General features: G+C 70.1%; 14 protein-coding genes. 5 read left to right on the top strand and 9 right to left on the bottom strand.

Annotated elements, in window-relative coordinates:
- Positions 1 to 21: 21 nt before the first annotated feature.
- The 4 genes from AC1HIL_RS38980 to AC1HIL_RS38965 all read right to left on the bottom strand — a co-directional run bounded on the left by AC1HIL_RS38980 (position 22) and on the right by AC1HIL_RS38965 (position 5,425).
- A complete protein-coding gene (locus tag AC1HIL_RS38980) occupies positions 22 to 2,259 on the bottom strand; it encodes an ABC transporter permease (protein WP_479669528.1) in 2,238 nt (745 codons plus the stop codon).
- A gap of 10 nt (positions 2,260 to 2,269) precedes the next feature.
- Positions 2,270 to 3,301, bottom strand: a complete 1,032-nt coding sequence (locus tag AC1HIL_RS38975) for an ABC transporter substrate-binding protein (protein WP_261206087.1) — start codon at positions 3,299 to 3,301, stop codon at positions 2,270 to 2,272.
- A gap of 124 nt (positions 3,302 to 3,425) precedes the next feature.
- On the bottom strand, positions 3,426 to 4,739 hold the full coding sequence (locus AC1HIL_RS38970; RefSeq protein ID WP_479669529.1) for a sensor histidine kinase: 1,314 nt from the start codon (positions 4,737 to 4,739) through the stop codon (positions 3,426 to 3,428).
- Positions 4,736 to 5,425: a response regulator transcription factor gene (locus AC1HIL_RS38965; protein ID WP_057589912.1), complete on the bottom strand. Its 690-nt coding sequence runs from the start codon at positions 5,423 to 5,425 to the stop codon at positions 4,736 to 4,738. Before AC1HIL_RS38965 ends, AC1HIL_RS38970 begins: the two co-directional genes overlap by 4 nt.
- Before the next feature lie 191 nt (positions 5,426 to 5,616).
- Here AC1HIL_RS38965 and AC1HIL_RS38960 point away from each other — a divergent pair, with 191 nt between their 5' ends.
- Positions 5,617 to 6,057, top strand: coding sequence for an N-acetyltransferase family protein (locus AC1HIL_RS38960; RefSeq protein WP_479669530.1), 441 nt, complete (start codon positions 5,617 to 5,619; stop codon positions 6,055 to 6,057).
- 106 nt (positions 6,058 to 6,163) lie between these two features.
- Positions 6,164 to 6,532 carry a nuclear transport factor 2 family protein gene (locus AC1HIL_RS38955; RefSeq protein WP_413764691.1) on the top strand — a complete coding sequence of 123 codons (369 nt, stop codon included), beginning with the start codon at positions 6,164 to 6,166 and terminating at the stop codon, positions 6,530 to 6,532.
- 31 nt (positions 6,533 to 6,563) lie between these two features.
- Here the strand turns inward: AC1HIL_RS38955 and AC1HIL_RS38950 are convergent, their stop codons facing one another.
- The gene (locus AC1HIL_RS38950) at positions 6,564 to 7,643 is read right to left on the bottom strand and encodes an ABC transporter substrate-binding protein (protein WP_479669531.1); all 1,080 of its coding nucleotides are present in this window, start codon (positions 7,641 to 7,643) and stop codon (positions 6,564 to 6,566) included.
- 7 nt (positions 7,644 to 7,650) lie between these two features.
- The gene (locus AC1HIL_RS38945; RefSeq protein WP_479669532.1) at positions 7,651 to 8,526 is read right to left on the bottom strand and encodes a DMT family transporter; all 876 of its coding nucleotides are present in this window, start codon (positions 8,524 to 8,526) and stop codon (positions 7,651 to 7,653) included.
- A gap of 117 nt (positions 8,527 to 8,643) precedes the next feature.
- On the opposite strand from AC1HIL_RS38945, the gene AC1HIL_RS38940 reads away from it, so the two are divergent.
- Together AC1HIL_RS38940 and AC1HIL_RS38935 are read left to right on the top strand one after the other, a co-directional pair.
- On the top strand, positions 8,644 to 10,077 hold the full coding sequence (locus AC1HIL_RS38940; protein ID WP_479672812.1) for an aminotransferase-like domain-containing protein: 1,434 nt from the start codon (positions 8,644 to 8,646) through the stop codon (positions 10,075 to 10,077).
- 41 nt (positions 10,078 to 10,118) lie between these two features.
- On the top strand, positions 10,119 to 12,500 hold the full coding sequence (locus tag AC1HIL_RS38935) for a DNA polymerase II (RefSeq protein WP_479669534.1): 2,382 nt from the start codon (positions 10,119 to 10,121) through the stop codon (positions 12,498 to 12,500).
- A gap of 2 nt (positions 12,501 to 12,502) precedes the next feature.
- Here the strand turns inward: AC1HIL_RS38935 and AC1HIL_RS38930 are convergent, their stop codons facing one another.
- The gene (locus AC1HIL_RS38930) at positions 12,503 to 13,318 is read right to left on the bottom strand and encodes a crotonase/enoyl-CoA hydratase family protein (RefSeq protein WP_209540007.1); all 816 of its coding nucleotides are present in this window, start codon (positions 13,316 to 13,318) and stop codon (positions 12,503 to 12,505) included.
- Positions 13,319 to 13,387: 69 nt separating this feature from the next.
- On the opposite strand from AC1HIL_RS38930, the gene AC1HIL_RS38925 reads away from it, so the two are divergent.
- A complete protein-coding gene (locus tag AC1HIL_RS38925; protein WP_261206096.1) occupies positions 13,388 to 14,095 on the top strand; it encodes a Crp/Fnr family transcriptional regulator in 708 nt (235 codons plus the stop codon).
- A gap of 23 nt (positions 14,096 to 14,118) precedes the next feature.
- On the opposite strand, the gene AC1HIL_RS38920 is transcribed toward AC1HIL_RS38925, so the two are convergent.
- Both AC1HIL_RS38920 and AC1HIL_RS38915 read right to left on the bottom strand, forming a co-directional pair.
- A complete protein-coding gene (locus tag AC1HIL_RS38920) occupies positions 14,119 to 15,207 on the bottom strand; it encodes a DUF2817 domain-containing protein (RefSeq protein WP_479669536.1) in 1,089 nt (362 codons plus the stop codon).
- The gene (locus tag AC1HIL_RS38915) at positions 15,204 to 16,562 is read right to left on the bottom strand and encodes an MFS transporter (RefSeq protein WP_479669537.1); all 1,359 of its coding nucleotides are present in this window, start codon (positions 16,560 to 16,562) and stop codon (positions 15,204 to 15,206) included. Before AC1HIL_RS38915 ends, AC1HIL_RS38920 begins: the two co-directional genes overlap by 4 nt.
- Positions 16,563 to 16,615 lie beyond the last annotated feature (53 nt).

Genomic DNA, 16,615 nt, shown 5'->3' with positions numbered 1-16,615 from the left:
TTCTTCTCCGATTGAGATGCTTCAGGTGGCCGCCGGCGCATGCCGTGCGTCGGCCGCCCCGGTGTCCGGGCGCCGGGCCGTGGCGGCCCTGCGGCCCAGCCTGCGGTCGCCGACGCGCCATTGCACGAGGCCGGTGACCACCGCCATCAGCACGATCAGCGCGGTGCTGTATGCGAGCGCCACGCCGTAGTCGCCCTGGCCGACGCGGCCGATGATGAAGGTGGTGGCCAGCTCGGTCTGCGCCGTGACGAGGAAGATCACCGCCGACACGGTGGTCATCGAACGCACGAAACTGTAGATGAGCGAGGCCGCGAGCGCCGGCTTCAGCAGCGGCAGCGTGACCGACCAGAGCGTGCGCGCGGTCGAGGCGCGCAGCATCAGCGAGGCCTCGTCGAGCGACTTGTCGAGCTGCTTGAAGGCCGCCGAACCCGCGCGCACGCCCACCGGCAGGTTCCGGAAGATGAAGCACAGCACGATGATCAGCCCGGTGCCCGTCATCTCGAATGGCGGAGCGTTGAAGGCCAGCACGTAGCTCACGCCCAGCACCGTGCCCGGGATCGCGAAGGCCATGAGCGCCGAGAACTCGAACGCGCCCTGCCCGCGGAACTGCACGCGTGCCAGCAGCCAGGCGATCAGGAGGCCCAGCCCCGCGGTGAGCGGCGCCGCCACGGCCGCCAGCCGCACCGTCGTGAAGAGCGAATCCCAGGCCACGCCGGCCCATTGCACCGCGCCCCCCTCCACCACCACCGAGAAGGCCGTGCGGAAGTGCGCCAGCGTGGGCGTGTAGTTCCGGCCCCAGGTCTGCACGAAGCCGCCGCAGAAGGCGAACACATAGACCACCAGCGTGAAGACCAGCCACGGTACGACCACGCACAGCGCGGCGCGCCGCAGACCGTCGGGCAGGCGCATCGAGAGCCCCGCGTCGCCCTTGCCCGAGACGGTGGTGAAGTTCCTGCGGCCCAGGATCCCGCGCTGCACCGCGAAGACCCCCAATGCGAACACGGTCAGGATCAGCGCGAGCGCGGACGCGCGGCCCTGGTCGAACTGCGCGCCGACGATCGCGAAGAAGATCTCCGTGGACAGCACCGAGAACTGCCCGCCCACGATGATCGGGTTGCCGAAGTCGGCGATGCTCTCGATGAAGCCGACCAGGAAGGCGTTCGTCAGGCCCGGCAGCATCAGCGGGAAGGTGACATGGCGGAAGGTCCGCCAGGCATCGGCGCGCAGCGTCTGCGAGGCCTCCTCGAGCGAGGGGCTGATCCCCTCGATCACGCCACGCACGATGAGGAAGGCGATCGGCGTGAAGGCGAACAGCTGCGCGAGCCAGACGCCGAACCAGCCGTAGAACCAGCGCGTGGGTTCGATGCCGAAGGCCCATTCGATCAGCTGGTTGACCAGCCCCGCCCGCCCGAACAGCAGGATCAGGCCCAGCCCTACCACGAAGGGCGGCGTGATGATCGGCAGCGGCGCGAGGAAGCGCAGCGCATGCCGGATCCGCGAGGCACTGCGGTTCTCGACCAGCGCGAGCAGCGTGCCGAGCACCGTGGTCGTGACGCCGGTCAGCGTGGCCAGTGCCAGCGTATTCCAGGCAACGCCGCAGCTGCGCGCCGAATGCAGGCAGCCGACGCCCCAGATCCTTTCGCTCGCGATGCGCGCGAACCAGGCGCCGGCGCTGAACTGGCCGCCGTCGTCGAGGAAGGCGCCGGCCAGCGAGCGGAACACCGGCAGCGCGACGAAGGCCAGCAGCAGGCTGCCCGCGCCCACCACGGCCGCCGCGACGAACAGGTCGCCGCGGAACGCACCCGTGCGCGCCGCGCCGAACGCGGTCAGCATCAGCAGCGCGCCCAGCACGAGCATCGCGCCCCAGCCGAAGCCCGGTTGGCCGGCGGCGACGGCCGCCGCGAACAGGCCCGGCGCCGGGTCGGCGGCGGGCAGGCCGATGGCGAAACCCTGCAGCAGCACGCCCGCCACGCCCAGCGCGCCGCAACCGGCCAGCAGCCGTCCCTGCGCGACACCGGGCGCCATCCGCATCGCCAGCAGGCCGGCGAGCAGCGGCCAGGCGGCCAGGGCCAGCCAGGGCCGGCGATGCAGCAGCACCTGCGCGAGCGCCGAGGAGCTGTCATGGCCCGCGAGCAGTTCGCCCACGCCCTGCAGTCCCGCGAGGCCATCGGGCAAGGCATGCCAGGGCAGCAGGCAGAAGGCGAGCAGGCCGACGACCGACCAGAGCGCGATCGGCCTGTTGTGAGGATCGAGCTTCATGCGGATCCGTTCAACGCGACTGGCCATTGACTTCGCGCTCCCAGCGTTCGATCAGGCGCTTGCGCTCGGCCGAGCGCCCGTACTTCGCATAGTCGTAGTCGATGAGGCGGATCTTGCGGAAGTCGGGGATGTGGCTGTCCAGCGTGGCCGACTTGTTGGACGGCAGCTGGTATTGGTGCGCCGCCGCGGCCAGTTGCTGCGCCGCGGGCGTCAGGGCCCATTCGTAGAACCTCTTGGCATTCTCGAGATTGCGCGCGCCCTTGATGATCGACATCGAGCCGATCTCGGCGCCGGTGCCCTCGCAGGGCGTCGCGGTCGCGATCGGGAAGCCCTGCATCTGCTCGCTCGGCGCGTCGTGCACGAAGCTGATCGACACCGTGGTCTCGCCGCGCGCCGCGGCCTTGATCGGGCCGGTGCCGGAACGCGCGTACTGGCTCACGTTCCGGTGCAGGCCCTTCATGTAGTCGAAGGCCTTGTCCTCGCCCATCAGCTGCACGAGGGTCGCGATCATGGTGTAGGCCGTTCCCGAGCTCGCGGGATTGGCGACCTGGATCTCGCCGCGCAGGCCCGGCGACAGCAGGTCCTTCCAGCACTTGGGCTCGGGCAGCTTCTTCTTCGCCAGCAGTTCGGTGTTGTAGGCGAAGCCCAGCGGCCCCGAGTACACGCCGACGGTGCGCCACTGCGACTGCTCGGCCTGCGATTGCGACCAGGCATGCAGCTGCGGCAGCGAGGGCGACTTGTACGCGAGGGTCAGGTCCTGCTCCGCGGCCTGGAGATGGGGATCGCCCGTGCCACCGAACCAGACATCGGTCTTCGGGTTGCCGCGCTCGGCCAGCAACTGGGCCAGCGCCTCGCCGCTGCCGCGCTTGAGCACATTGACCTTGATTCCCGAGCTGCGGGCGAAGGTGGTGCTCATGAGCGAGCACCATTCGTCCTGCACGGAGCAGATGACGTTCAGCTGGCCAGCCCCCTGGGCATGGACGGCCGGCGCGCACAGGCCGGCGGCCAGCGCGAGGGCCGCGAGGGCATTTGTCTTGTTCATGGATATCTCCTTGGAGTGGGATCGAAAAGAAAAGGGCGACACGCGTCCCCGGCCACGCGCGGGCCGTGAAGAAACGGGAAGGAATGCGGGGGCTTCGTTCGGCCGGCATGGGTGCCGGCCGCGTTCAGGGGGCCTGGCTCCAGCGGACCACGGCGTCCACGCCGATGACCCGCCCGGCATCGACGCGGTTGTAGATCTCCATCGACGCGCCCATGGCCTCGGCGATCTGGCGGCAGATCGACAGGCCCAGGCCAACCCCGCCCTTGGTGGCCGAGAACGCCTGGAACAGCCGCGGCCGCAGCGCATCGTCGACGCCCGGGCCGCCGTCCCACACCACGAGCTCCACCGTCGCTGCATAGGCGCGCACCAGGATGCCGAGCCGGCCGCCATCGGGCGTGTGATGGATCGCGTTCGCGAGCAGGTTGCGCAGCAGCTCGCCGAGCATCAGCGGATCGCCGGTGGCGCCCAGCTGCTCGTCGCCCTCGAGCGCGAAGTCCAGCCGCTTGGCCGCGATGAGCGGCGCGAGTTCCATCACCGCGTCGACGGCCGCCGCATGCAGCAGCACCGCCTGCAGGCGCCCCGCCCGCTTGACCTGCTCGAGCTTGCTGAGGCTCAGCAGCTGGTTGGCCATGTCCGTCGCGCGGTCGACCGTGTGCAGCATCTGCGGCAGGACCTCGCCGGCCGGCACGTCGCCCGCCATCGCCGACTGCAACTGCGTGCGCAGCACCGACATCGGCGTGCGCAGCTGGTGCGAGGCATCGGCCAGGAAGCGGCGCTGCTGCTCGACCCATTCGCGCTGCCGCTGGTGCAGCTCATGCATGCGCGCCATCGCCGGGCGCAGCTCGGAGGGACCGTCGTAGAGCGCCATGTCCAGCTGCGGGGCATCGAGCGCGCGGCGCGCGCGCGCCAGCCAGCGCGAGGTCATGGCCACCGCCGAGACCACCACGGCCGACATGCCGAGGGCGGCCGCGGCGAGCCAGCCCAGCAGTTGCCGCGGCATCCGGTCCCAGGCGGCGAAGCGCGCGCGCATCGGTTCCGCGGCCTGGACCACCACCTTCCCTCCGGACTGGGTCGCGTCCTCGCGCAAGGCCGCCGCGGCACGCACCGCCACGTCCCCGCGCTGGCTCACATAGAGGCGCGGCGCGCCCGACGCCGGCAGGCTCGCGACCCAAGGGAACGCCTCGAGCATGCGGTCGCCGGCGATCCGGCTGCCGTCGAGCGAACCGGTCCGCTCGAACACGGCACCGACACCGGGCTGCCCCGAAGCGCCGAGCGCCGCCACCAGCCGCGCGTCCTGCGCCCGCGCCAGCTCGATCAGCGCCGCCACGAGATGGAACGCCGCGATGCAGGCCACGACCAGCCACAGGCCGCCCAGCAGCCACAGCAGCAGGAAGCGCCGGAGCGACACGGCGCGCGGCGGCCGGGACGAGCGCATCATCCGCCGACCGGGCGTTGCGCCGCCGCGGAGGTGTCGTCGCACAGCAGATAGCCGACGCCGCGCAAGTTGAGCACCTCGACGCTGGCGCCGACCAGCTTCTTCCTCAGCCGGTGCACCACGAGGTCGATGGCCTCCGACTGCGCCGTGTCGGCACCGAACACCGCCTGCCTGAGCTCCTCCCTGGGCACCACGCGATCGACGCGCGACATCAGTTTCTTCAGCAGGTCGGCCTCGCGCTGCGACAGCTCGAGCGGGCTCTCGTCGCGGTAGAAGACATTGGCGGCGGCTTCGTAGCGCAGCCGGCCGCAGCGCAGCTCGCCATTGCGGCCGAGCCGGCGGGTCAGCGCGCCCACGCGCGCGATCATCTCCTCGAGGTCGAAGGGCTTGGCGAGGTAGTCGTCGGCGCCGGCATTGAGCCCCGCGATCCGGTCGCCGACCGCGCCGCGGGCCGTCAGGATCAGCACCGGGGTCGCGTTCCCGTCGCCGCGCAGACGGTGCAACAGCTCCAGGCCGTCGAGCCCGGGCAGCGACAGGTCGAGCACGATGATGTCGAAGTTCTTCTTGCGCGCCGCCGCCAGGGCCTCGGCGCCATCGCTGCAGCACAGGATCTCGAAGCCGCGCGACGACAGGCTGCGGGACAGTATTCCCGACAGGTCGAAGTCGTCTTCCACGAGCAGCAGTTGCATGCCCGGATGTTGCCATCGGGGACCTTCCCGCGAACTGGGGCTTGCACCACGCAACGGTGAAAGACAGACGAAAGAAAGGCCGGCGTCGATCCAGCGGGCGATGGTCCAGCCAGATTCGAAGAACGTGGTCCAACCGGAAGGCGCGATGCGGACGCACACTGCCTCGACCCCTTTCATGGACCTTGCCCCTCATGACCGCCACCCCGATCCACTTCCGCCCCGTCGAATCCGATGCGGACCTTCTCGCCTGCCATCCCATGGTGCGCCAGTTGCGTCCTCACCTCGCGAGCCCCGAGGCCTTCCAGCAGGTCGTGGCCGAGCAGCGCCGCGAGGGCTACCGCACGCTCGTGGCCTGGCGGCACGATGCGCCGTGCGGCTTCGCGGGCTACCGCTTGCAGCGCAACCTGATCCACGGGCGCTTCCTCTATGTCGACGACCTCGTGACCACGCAGGACGAGCGCGGCGGCGGCGTGGGCAGCGCGCTGCTCGGCGCGCTGAAGACGCTGGCCCGCGAAGCGGGCTGCACGCGCCTCACGCTCGACACCGGCATGGACAACGCGCTGGCGCAGCGCTTCTACTTCCGCAACGGCCTGCTCGCGCGCGGCCTGCATTTCGGATTCGACCTGCGCTAGCTGTCAGCCGATCGCGTACGTCATCGTTGCCCATGGGCCGACGATCGCGACGCGCCGGAGCTCTACAACCGGAACCTGTTCCTGGTTCAACGAAGGAGAGTTCCGGATGTCACAGACGAACAAGGCCGTCCTCGAGCAGGCCAACGCGGCCATCGTCGAAGGCGACTACGAAGGCTTTCTGAGTGCCTGCACCGACGACACGCAGTGGACCTTCGTGGGCGAACAGACGCTCGACGGCAAGGAAGCCGTTCGCCAGTGGATGGCCCGGACGTACAAGGAGCCGCCCCGGTTCGACGTGCACCGGCTGGTCGCCGAGGGCGACATCGTGGCGGCCATCGGCGAGATCACTCTGAAGGACGAGGCTGGCAAGGCGACCCATCACAGCTACTGCGATGTCTGGCGCTTTCGCGACGGGAAGCTCGCCGAACTGCATGCCTTCGTGGTCGAGACGGGGCAACAGGCCGGCCCGCGTTAAACAGAGGGCGCCGCCTGACTTCCGCCATTCGTCAGGCGCCGGTGTGGAGCACCCTGAAGCGATCGGGCTGCGAGGAATCGCGCTCGACGACCTGGACCGGCGGCCAGGCCCATTGCAGGACATCGATGCCCGGCACGCGCGAGAACCGGAAGGAACCGCGGCTGCCCTCGAAGCTCACGTGCGACCATGCATCGGCAATGCCTTCGCGCCGCGCACCGTGCGATCGCATCGCTTCGGCGAGCACAGCGATCGCGTCGTAGCCCTCGAAGGCGACGAACGAAGGCGCCACGCCCAGTCGCTCGCGCAATGCCGCTTCGATGCGCATGGCTGACGAACCGAGACGCTCGGGCAGATAGCGAAGAAACGGAATCGCCGCGCCATCCGCGCCCAGCGCCGCCATCCACTCGGCGAACTCGGGCTGCCCCGCCGGCGCGCCGATCCGCATGCCGGCCAGCCGCGAGTCATGGCGCACGGCCTTGACGATGGGCACGGCCGGCTCGGGGTGGCCGGCCAGCATCAGGACGGCCGTGGCGCGTTGCTCGAACAGCTGGTCGCACAGTGCCGCGGGCGACAACGCACGCGCATCGAGCTCGATCAACACGCCGCCGCGCGCGGCCAAGTGCTCGCGCAGGATCACCGTGCCCGCCGCCCAATAGACGCTGGCATCGGCCGCGACCGCGATGCGGCGATGGCCCTCGCCGAGCAGGAAGTCCGCATAGATCCGCCAGCCGTGCGACTGCGCCGGCGCCAGCCGCGCCACCCAGCGGCTCGGTTGTTCGCACAGCGCATCGAGCACCGCCGACGCGCAGAGGAACGGCAGGCCGAGCGCATGCGCCCGCGCGGCCGCCGCGCGGGCGACCACGCTGTGGTACTCCCCGGCCAGCGCCACCACGCCGAGGCGGGCCAGTTCGTCCACGGCAGTCATTGCCGTGTTCGGATCGGCCGCCGTATCCCTCACCACCAATCGAAGCAGCCTGCCCGCGATCCCGCCTGCCTCATTGATCTCGAGGGCAGCCAGTTCCATGCCCGCCAGCAGATGCTCGCCCGCCTCGACCCAGCCCGGCCGGCTCAGCGGCGCGAGCGCGCCGATCTCGATCGCGGAAGAACTCATCGACCGCTCAGGCGAAGCGCTTGGCGCCCGCCACGCAGAACACCACGACCACGGTCGATGCGATCATGGTCCAGGCCACCGGCTCGCCGAGCAGCATCCCGGCCAGCAGCAGGCCGAAGAAGGGCTGCAGCAATTGCAGTTGCCCCACGCCCGCGATGCCGCCCAGCGCCAGGCCGCGGTACCAGAAGACGAAGCCGATCATCATGCTGAAGACCGACACGTAGGCGAGGCCGGCCCAGGCCGGCGCGCCGATGCGGTCCCAGGCGTGCGGCAGGGTGAACAGCGCGATGGCCCCCATGAGCGGCAGCGACAGCAGCAGCGCCCAGCAGATCACCTGCCAGCCGCCGAGGCGGCGCGAGAGCGTGGCGCCTTCGGCATAGCCGAGTCCGCACACCACGATGGCCGCGATCATCAGCAGGTCGCCCTGCAGGCTGCCGCCGCGGCTGCCGTGCAGCGCGAAGCCGGCCACCACCGCGGCGCCGACGATCGAGAACAGCCAGAAGGCGGGTCTGGGCCGCTCGCCGCCGCGCAGCACGCCGAAGATCGCGGTCGACAGCGGCAGCAACCCGACGAAGACCACCGAATGCGCGGCATCGATGTGCTGCAGCGCCAACGCGGTCAGCAGCGGGAAACCGACGACCACGCCGATCGCCACCAAGGTCAGCGGCACGAGGTCGGCCCGCCTGGGCCGCGCCTCGCGCAGCGCGAACAGGAACACCGCGCCCAGCAAAGCGGCGATCACCGCGCGCGCCCCCGTCAGGAACAACGGCGAGAAATCGGCCACGGCCACGCGCGTGGCGGGCAGCGAGCCGCTGAAGATGAGCACGCCCAGCAGGCCGCTGCCCCAGCCGGCCGAATGTCGTCGAGAACCTTCGCTTGTCATCCGCCCAGCGTATCTGGGCCGGGCCCTGGCGGGAAGGCACAGAGGCATACAATTTCCGCAAACTGTATGGCTCATCCCGGCCACACAGTCACCCGGAAGGCGGCGAGGATGAACGGTGTGAAGGCAACGATGCGGACCGATGCGCTGATGGAGGCGGTGCGCGCCAAGATCGCGAACCGCGCCCTGGTGGAAGGCGACCGCCTGCCTTCGGTGCGCAGCTTCGCCGAGACCATGGGCGTCTCGCCCTCCACCGTGGTCGAGGCCTACGACCGCCTCGAGGCCGAGGGCGTGATCCGCGCGCGGCGCGGCTCGGGCTTCTACGTGACCGGCGCCAACCTGCCGCCGATGGCGCTGGCCGAGATGGGCGCGCCGCGCGAACGCGACGTCGATCCCTTCTGGGTCTCGCGCCAGTCGCTGGATGCCGATGGTTCCTTTCTCATGCCGGGCTGCGGCTGGCTGCCGGCCGACTGGATGCCTCACGCCGCCCTGCGCAAGGGCCTGCGCGCGCTGAGCCGCGCCGACGACGCGCTGCTGGCCGACTACGGCAGCACGCGCGGCGCACTCGCGCTGCGCCGCCTGCTGCTGGCGCGCCTGGCCGACGAGGGCATCGCCGCGACGCCCGAACAGCTGCTGCTGACCACCTCGGGCACGCAGGCCATCGACCTGATCTGCCGCCTGCTGCTGCGGCCCGGCGACACCGTGCTGGTGGACGATCCCTGCTACTTCAACTTCCAGGCGCTGCTGCGCGCGCATCAAGCGAAGATCGTCGGCGTGCCGTTCAAGCCCACCGGCCCCGACGTCGCGGCCTTCACGCAGGCGCTGGCGCAGAACCCGCGGCTCTACATCACCAACTCGGCGCTGCACAACCCCACCGGCGCCACGATCTCGCCGCAGACCGCGCACCGCGTGCTCGGCGCGGCCGCGGCGCAGGGCATGACCATCGTCGAGGACGAGGTCTTCGCCGACTTCGAGCCCTCGCCCTCGCCGCGGCTCGCGGTGCTCGACGGCCTGCAGCGCGTGATCCGCATCGGCAGCTTCTCCAAGACGCTCTCGGCCTCGGTGCGCTGCGGCTACATCGCCGCGCGCCGGGACTGGATCGACGGGCTGGTCGACCTGCAGGTGGCGACCCAGTTCGGCGGCCCGAGCCCGGTGGCCACCGAGCTGATCGCCGGCGTGCTGGCCGGCGGCAGTTACCGCAAGCACATGGACGAGGTGCGCCAGCGCCTCATGCGCGCGCGCAAGGACGCCACCGAGCGCCTGAGGGCGCTGGGGATCGAGCCCTGGCTCGCGCCGCGCGGCGGCTTCTACCTCTGGTGCCGCCTGCCCGCTGGTCTCGACTCCGCGGTGCTGGCGCGGCGCTGCATGGAACAGAAGGTCGTGCTCGCACCCGGCAATGTCTTCAGCGTCTCGCAGACGGCCGGCGCGTTCGTGCGCTTCAATGCCGCGCAGCTCGGCGACCGGCGCGTGTTCGGGATTCTCAAGGAGGCCATGAAGGACAGCATGCCGCCGCGCCCTGCGACGGCCAGGCGCAAGCAAAGCGCGGCCCTGTGAAAATCCATCACGTTCCCGCTCCACCCGATCTCCAGCCTCCCGTGCCGTCCTCCGAACTCCAGGGATTCATCCTCACCCGGCGCTGGCGCGATGCGCCCGGCGGCACCGAGATCGAGTTCTGGCTCGCCACCGACGAGGGCCCGCGCAAGGTGCTGCTCAACGCGCAGACCTCGGTCGCCTTCGTGGCGGCGAAGCACAGACTGGCGGTGGAAGCGCACGCCCCGGAGCTGCCGGGCCTGCAGTTGCGCGAACTCGCGCTCAAGACCTTCGGGCAGGAGCCGGTCGTCGGCGTCTACGTCACGCATTTCCGCCAGCTCAAGCGGCTGGTGCGCCTGCTCGAGGCGCAGGGCATTCCACTGCTCGAAGCCGACGTCCGGCCGCACGACCGCTACCTGATGGAGCGCTTCATCACCGCGGGCGCGCTCGTGGAAGGCGGCAGGCCCGACGGCGCCGCCCTCGTCGATGCGAGGCTCAAGCCCGCGCCCGCCTACCGGCCGCGGCTCAAGGTGGTGTCGCTCGACATCGAGACCAGCCAGCACGAGGAGCTGTACTCGATCGCGCTCGACGGCACCGGCGAGCGCGTGGTCTACATGCTGGGCGAAGCGCCCGCGCAGGCGGCGAGCGAGCCGCTGGACTTCTCGCTCGTCTACTGCGCCAGCCGCAAGGCGATGATCGAGCGCCTCAACGACTGGTTCGAACACAACGACCCCGACGTCATCGTCGGCTGGAGCGTGATCCAGTTCGACCTGCGGGTATTGCAGAAGACGGCCGACACCGCCGGCGCGCCGCTGCTGCCGGGCCGCGAGCGCCGGCCCTTCGAATGGCGCACGCATCCGGGCAAGCAGGGCTACCTGTTCGCGACCACCGCGGGCCGCGTGATCATCGACGGCATCGAGGCGCTGCGCTCCGGCATGTGGAGCTTTCCGTCCTTCAGCCTCGAGTCGGTGTCGCAGGCCTTGCTCGGCGAAGGCAAGGCCATCGGCGACGAGTACGACAAGATGGCCGAGATCGAGCGCCGCTACCAGCAGGACAAGCCGGCGCTCGCCACCTACAACATCCGCGACTGCGAGCTGGTGCTGCGCATCTTCGAGAAGACGAAGCTGCTGAGCTTCGTGCTGGAGCGCGCCCAGACCACGGGCCTGCAGGCCGACCACTTCGGCGGCTCCATCGCCGCGTTCAGCCACCACTACCTGCCGCGCATGCACCGGCTGGGCTACGTGGCGCCCAACGTCGGCGAGATCCTCAGCAAGGCCTATCCGGGCGGCTACGTGATGGACTCCAAGCCCGGCTTCTACGACTCGGTCGTGGTGCTCGACTACAAGAGCCTCTATCCATCGATCATCCGCACCTTCCTCGTCGACCCCGTGGGCCTGGTGGAAGGCATGCGGGCGCAGGACCCGGCCGCGGGCGTGAAGGGCCCGAACGGCACCCTGTTCTCGCGCGACAGGCACTGCCTGCCCGAGATCGTCAGCACCTTCTGGCATGCGCGCGACGAGGCCAAGCGCGCGAAGAACGAGCCGCTGTCGCAGGCGCTGAAGCTGCTCATGAACTCCTTCGCGGGCGTGCTGGGTGCGTCCGACTGCCGCTTCTTCAATCCCGACCTGGTGTCCGCCATCACGCTGCGCGGCCACGAGATGATGCGGCTCACGCGCGACTTCGTGGAGGAACGCGGCTACGAGGTCATCTACGGCGACACCGACTCCATCTTCATCTGGCTCAAGCGCGCGCATTCCAGCGAGGACGCGCACGCCATCGCGGCGGCGCTCACCACCGAGATCAATGCCTGGTGGACCTGCACCCTGCACGACGAGCAGGGACTGCGCAACTTCCTCGAGATCGAGTTCGACACCCACTACAAGAAGTTCTTCATGCCCACCATCCGCGGCTCGGAGATCGGCAGCAAGAAGCGCTATGCGGGCCTGAGCGTGGATGCCAAGGGCCGGGAGGAGATGGTCTATCGCGGCCTCGAGATGGCGCGCAGCGACTGGACGCCGCTGGCGCGCCAGTTCCAGGAAGGACTGCTGTCGCGCATCTTCCACGACGAGCCCTACCGCGATTTCGTCGCCGACTACACGCGCTCGATGCTGGCGGGTGCCAAGGACGAGCTGCTGATCTACCGCAAGCGCCTGCGCCATCGGCTCGACGACTACCAGGTCAACGTGCCGCCGCAGGTGCGCGCGGCGCGCATCGCCGACGCATTCAACGACCGGGCGCAGCGGCCGCGCCAGTACCAGAACGGCGGCTGGATCCAGTACGTGATGACGCGCAACGGGCCCGAGCCGCTGGAAGCGCGGCAGTCGCGCATCGACTACGAGCACTACCTCGCGAAGCAATTGCGGCCGATCGCGGATGCGATCCTGCAGCCGATGGGCGAGAGCTTCTCGGCGCTGACCTCCTCGCAGTCGCGCCTGTTCGACGAGTAGGCTCAGATGCGGCCGAAGTCGCCGCCGCGCCCCAGTCCCGATGCGAAGCGGCCCGCGCCATCGGCGCCTTCCTGGTGATGCGCCTCCACGCCGTTGGCCCACTCCACGCGCATCGCATCGCGCAGCGGCAGGCCATGGCTTTCGTGCACCGTGCGGCGATCGGCCCGCACGGCGGCCTGCGGAAAGCGCGCGATCTCCCTGGCCATCGCCTCGGCCGCCTGCCGCGCCTCGCCATGCGGCACCAGTTGCTCGCACATGCCGATGCGCAGCGCCTCCTCGGCCGGCACCTTGCGGCCGGTGAGGATGATCTCCATCGCGCGGCCCTGTCCCACCAGCCGCGGCAGACGCACCGCGCCGCCATCGAGCAAGGGGATGCCCCAGCGGCGGCAGTAGACGCCGAAGTAGGCGCTCTCGGCCATCACGCGGATGTCGCACCACAGCGCGAGCTCCATGCCGCCCGCCACCGCGGGGCCTTCCACCGCCGCGATCACGGGCTTCGACAGCTCCAGCCGCGTCGGCCCCAGCGGCCCCCGCGGCGCCGCGTTGGCGCCCATCGGAAACGCCAGGCCGCGCACGATGTCCTGGTCGAAGCGCTCGCGGTCCGCCAGCGTGCTCGCGTACTTGAGGTCCCAGCCGGCGCAGAAGGCGCCGCCCTCGCCCCACAGCACCGCGACGCGCGCCTGCGGATCGCGGTCGAAGGCCTGCAGCTGCTCGACCAGCGCGTCGGCGCTGTCGGGGTCCATCGCGTTGCGCGCTTCGTCGAAGCGGCTGTGGATCACGGTCCACACCGCACCATCCTTCTCGGTTCTCACGGTCATTGGCGTCTCCTGTTGAAGTGCTTACTATCGTGAAGACACGCGCATCGCGCTGTCGTTGCAACGACATCCATGAAGCCCGCCCCACCGCCCACCTCCCTGCTAGACCGCAGCGCCTGGTTCGCCACGCTGGAGCCGGCGCAGCAGGCGCTGGTGCGCGCCACCCTGGTCGAAAAAGATGCCGCGATCGGCGAATGCGTGGCCAGGGTGGGAGAGACCGCGGCACACTGGATCGGCGTGGACAGCGGCTTCCTGCAGATGTCCGTGACCGCCGCCGATGGCAGCGAGACCACGCTGCATTTTCTGCGCGAGGGCGAGTGGGGCGGCGAAGGCTCGATGCTCAAGCGCGAGCAGCGGCGCTACGACGTGATCGCGGTGCGCGCGAGCCGCGTCTGCCTGCTGCCCGCACCCACCTTCGAGCTGCTGCTCGCGCAGAGCGTGCCGTTCAACAACTTCCTGCTCAACAACCTCAACCAGCGCATGGGCACGGTCACGGCCTTGCTCGAAGCCTCGCGCATGCTGGCGCCCGACATGCGCGTCGCGCGCTGCCTCTCGCTGCTGGCCCAGGGCGACGACGGCGATGCGCTGGCCCTGCCGCAGCATCAGCTCGCCAACCTGTGCGGACTGTCGCGCCAGCGGACCAACATGGCGCTGCGCGCGCTGAGGTCCGACGGATTGGTGCAGCTCGAGGGTCCCCGGATCAGGATCGTCGACTTCGCCGGGTTGGCGAGCCATGGCGCGAAGGCCGGCGGGCGAAGGAAAAGCGGGCGCGCCGCCTGACCATCCGCCGCGCGCGCACCCAGTCACGCCGAAGCGCCGAGCCCGCACAAGGCCTGCACGACCGCCGTGCGCGCCTGGCCGAAGACCATGCCCTGCCAATCGGCATCGTCGACGTAGAAGCAGGCCTTCAGTTCCTGCCCGGCCTCGGCCTTGAGCCGCGGCGCGACGGGCGGCTCGGCCCGCCAGCAGAAGTGGTCCGCGCGCAGCGCATCGATCATCCGCAGCAACGGCACGGTGCCGAACTCGAGCGCGATCGTGGTGCCCAGTGCGTGGGGGCATTCCTGCGCGAGGATCGTCACCATCGGGCCGCTGATCTCGTACATCACCGAATCGTCGCGCTCGGTCGAGATGACATCCGCGCCCCACCAGGTCCGGGCCCGGTCGATCTCGCCGGGCCTGCCGATGAACACCTTCTCGCAGTGGCCCCGCGGGCCGAGCCCGGTGTGCAGGTCGATCCAGCCCACCTGCTTCGTCGCGGCGCCCTCCTGCCGAAGAACCTGCCGGATCGTCCTGTTGCTCCAGGTCGCGCGGCTGCCGCCGTAGAACATTCCCGTGGGCGAGTCGTACTGCCCCTGGAACACGGACTGCCCATAGGCCTCGACGCCGCGCGCGTCGATCCAGGCATCGAGCCGCGCGGCCGCCTCGGGGCCCGGAGGCCATGCAGGCGGAAGCAGCAGGGGCTCCAGCTCGGCGTAGCCATGGTTCGGCGAGCGCGCCTCGTCGAAGCGCACGAAGTTCCGGTTCACGTCTACGTTGTCTTCATTGACGCGGCGCAGGTGCGAGAAGCCGAAGGGATTCACCGCGTGCACGAACAGCAGGCCGACGCCCATGCGCTCGGCCACGGCCAGCAGCGGCTCGTCCACGAGCATCGCCGACTGGCAACCCGAACCGCAGAAGCCCTCGACGCCGTGGATCGCGGAGGTCAGCACCAGCAGCTTGTCGGCGCGCGGATCGCCGAATCGCACGATATCCATCGCGAGTTCCTCGCCCTGCGCGCCGCGCACGCCTTCGATCGCATGCGAAGCCACGGCGAGCCCCGCCGCGCCCGCGCTCGCGAGAAAGCGCTCGCGTGCCGCGGCATAGCTGGCCGCGAAATGGTTCGTGGGTTTCACTTGAAGCTCCCCACCGGCATCGCGGGGCGCACGCGCGGCGGCGCTTCCTTCGGGCTCTGCGCATCGAGGACCTCGCCGGTGCGGTCGACGAGCCAGGGCATGACGAGGGTCGAGACCACGGTCACGGCCACCAGGTACCAGGCCGGCGCCAGCTTGTCGCCGGTCTCGTGCACCAGCCAGGTCAGCACGAAGGGCGAGAAGCCGCTGAAGACCGCGACCACCACGCTGTAGACGGTCGAGAGCCCGCTGGCGCGCACATGCTTCGGGAAGATCTCGGTGAGCATCACCAGCAGCGCCGGAAACTGCGAAGTCAGGCACACGCTGAGCAGCCCGACGACCACGTACAGGCGCCCCGGCGATGGCGCGGCGAGCAGCCAGTGGAAGCACGGGAACACCAGCAGCAGCAACACCACGCGCGACCAGAAGATCACGGGCTTGCGCCGCAGCCAGTCGGCCAGCAGGCCCGACAGCGGCGCGACGAGCAGGTTCACGATGCCGAACACCACGCCGGCCCAGATGCCGACCTGCACCGGCAGCCCGAGCTCCCGGGCCGCATAGGTCGGCATGTAGAACGCGACCACGTAGATGCCGACCGTGCACGCGAGGAACAGCAGGCTGGCCTGGATCAGTTGCTTCCAGTGGTGGCGCAGCAGCAGGCCGATCTTGCCGCCCGATTCTTCGGAGGCCGATGGTTTCGGCGCGTCGACATGGGTCTCGTGCAGGCGCGTGCGGATGTACATGCCCACCGGCGCGATCAGGATGCCGAGCACGAAGGGCAGCCGCCAGCCCCAGCTCTCGAGATCGGCCGGGGCCAGCACCGAGATCACGGTGCTCGAGACGAGCGCGCCGAACATCACGCCCAGGCCCTGGCTCGCGACCTGCCAGCTGGCCATGAAGGCGCGCTCGTTGCGGCCCGCGTACTCGACCAGCATGGCCGTCGATGCCCCGACCTCGCCGCCCGCCGAGAAGCCCTGGATCAGCCGTGCCAGCACGATGATCGCGGGCGCCGCCAGCCCGATCTGCGCGGGCGTGGGTGCCGCCGCGATCATGGCGCAGCCCAGCGCCATGAGGCCGATGGTCAGCCCCATCGCCTTCTTGCGGCCATGGCGGTCGGCATAGGCGCCGATCACCACGCCGCCCAGCGGCCGCGCGAGGAAGCCGACGCCGAAGCTGGCCACCGCCAGCAGCAGCTGCGCATACGGACTCAGGGAGGGGAAGAAGATCCGCCCGATGATGCTCGTCATGAAGCCGTAGACGGTGAAGTCGTAGAACTCCAGCGCGTTGCCGACCGTGATCGCCGTCACCGCCTTGCGCTTCGATAGCGGCGGCGCGACGCCGCTTGTCTGGGTACCCATTGCTGTCTCCTGGCCATGCCTTTTGTTGCGATGGCGGATGCTAGGAGCGGCGA

Source organism: Variovorax sp. ISS6 (genome assembly GCF_056523145.1).
The sequence above is the reverse complement of the archived record's forward strand: the minus strand, read 5'-3'. Positions and strand labels throughout refer to the sequence as shown.

What these genes read in the sequence shown, in the direction of transcription:
- AC1HIL_RS38980 (WP_479669528.1), bottom strand. Translation starts at nt 2,259, where the DNA reads ATGAAGCTCGATCCTCACAACAGGCCGATCGCGCTCTGGTCGGTCGTC.
- AC1HIL_RS38975 (WP_261206087.1), bottom strand. Translation starts at nt 3,301, where the DNA reads ATGAACAAGACAAATGCCCTCGCGGCCCTCGCGCTGGCCGCCGGCCTG.
- AC1HIL_RS38970 (WP_479669529.1), bottom strand. Translation starts at nt 4,739, where the DNA reads ATGATGCGCTCGTCCCGGCCGCCGCGCGCCGTGTCGCTCCGGCGCTTC.
- AC1HIL_RS38965 (WP_057589912.1), bottom strand. Translation starts at nt 5,425, where the DNA reads ATGCAACTGCTGCTCGTGGAAGACGACTTCGACCTGTCGGGAATACTG.
- AC1HIL_RS38960 (WP_479669530.1), top strand. Translation starts at nt 5,617, where the DNA reads ATGACCGCCACCCCGATCCACTTCCGCCCCGTCGAATCCGATGCGGAC.
- AC1HIL_RS38955 (WP_413764691.1), top strand. Translation starts at nt 6,164, where the DNA reads ATGTCACAGACGAACAAGGCCGTCCTCGAGCAGGCCAACGCGGCCATC.
- AC1HIL_RS38950 (WP_479669531.1), bottom strand. Translation starts at nt 7,643, where the DNA reads ATGAGTTCTTCCGCGATCGAGATCGGCGCGCTCGCGCCGCTGAGCCGG.
- AC1HIL_RS38945 (WP_479669532.1), bottom strand. Translation starts at nt 8,526, where the DNA reads ATGACAAGCGAAGGTTCTCGACGACATTCGGCCGGCTGGGGCAGCGGC.
- AC1HIL_RS38930 (WP_209540007.1), bottom strand. Translation starts at nt 13,318, where the DNA reads ATGACCGTGAGAACCGAGAAGGATGGTGCGGTGTGGACCGTGATCCAC.
- AC1HIL_RS38925 (WP_261206096.1), top strand. Translation starts at nt 13,388, where the DNA reads ATGAAGCCCGCCCCACCGCCCACCTCCCTGCTAGACCGCAGCGCCTGG.
- AC1HIL_RS38915 (WP_479669537.1), bottom strand. Translation starts at nt 16,562, where the DNA reads ATGGGTACCCAGACAAGCGGCGTCGCGCCGCCGCTATCGAAGCGCAAG.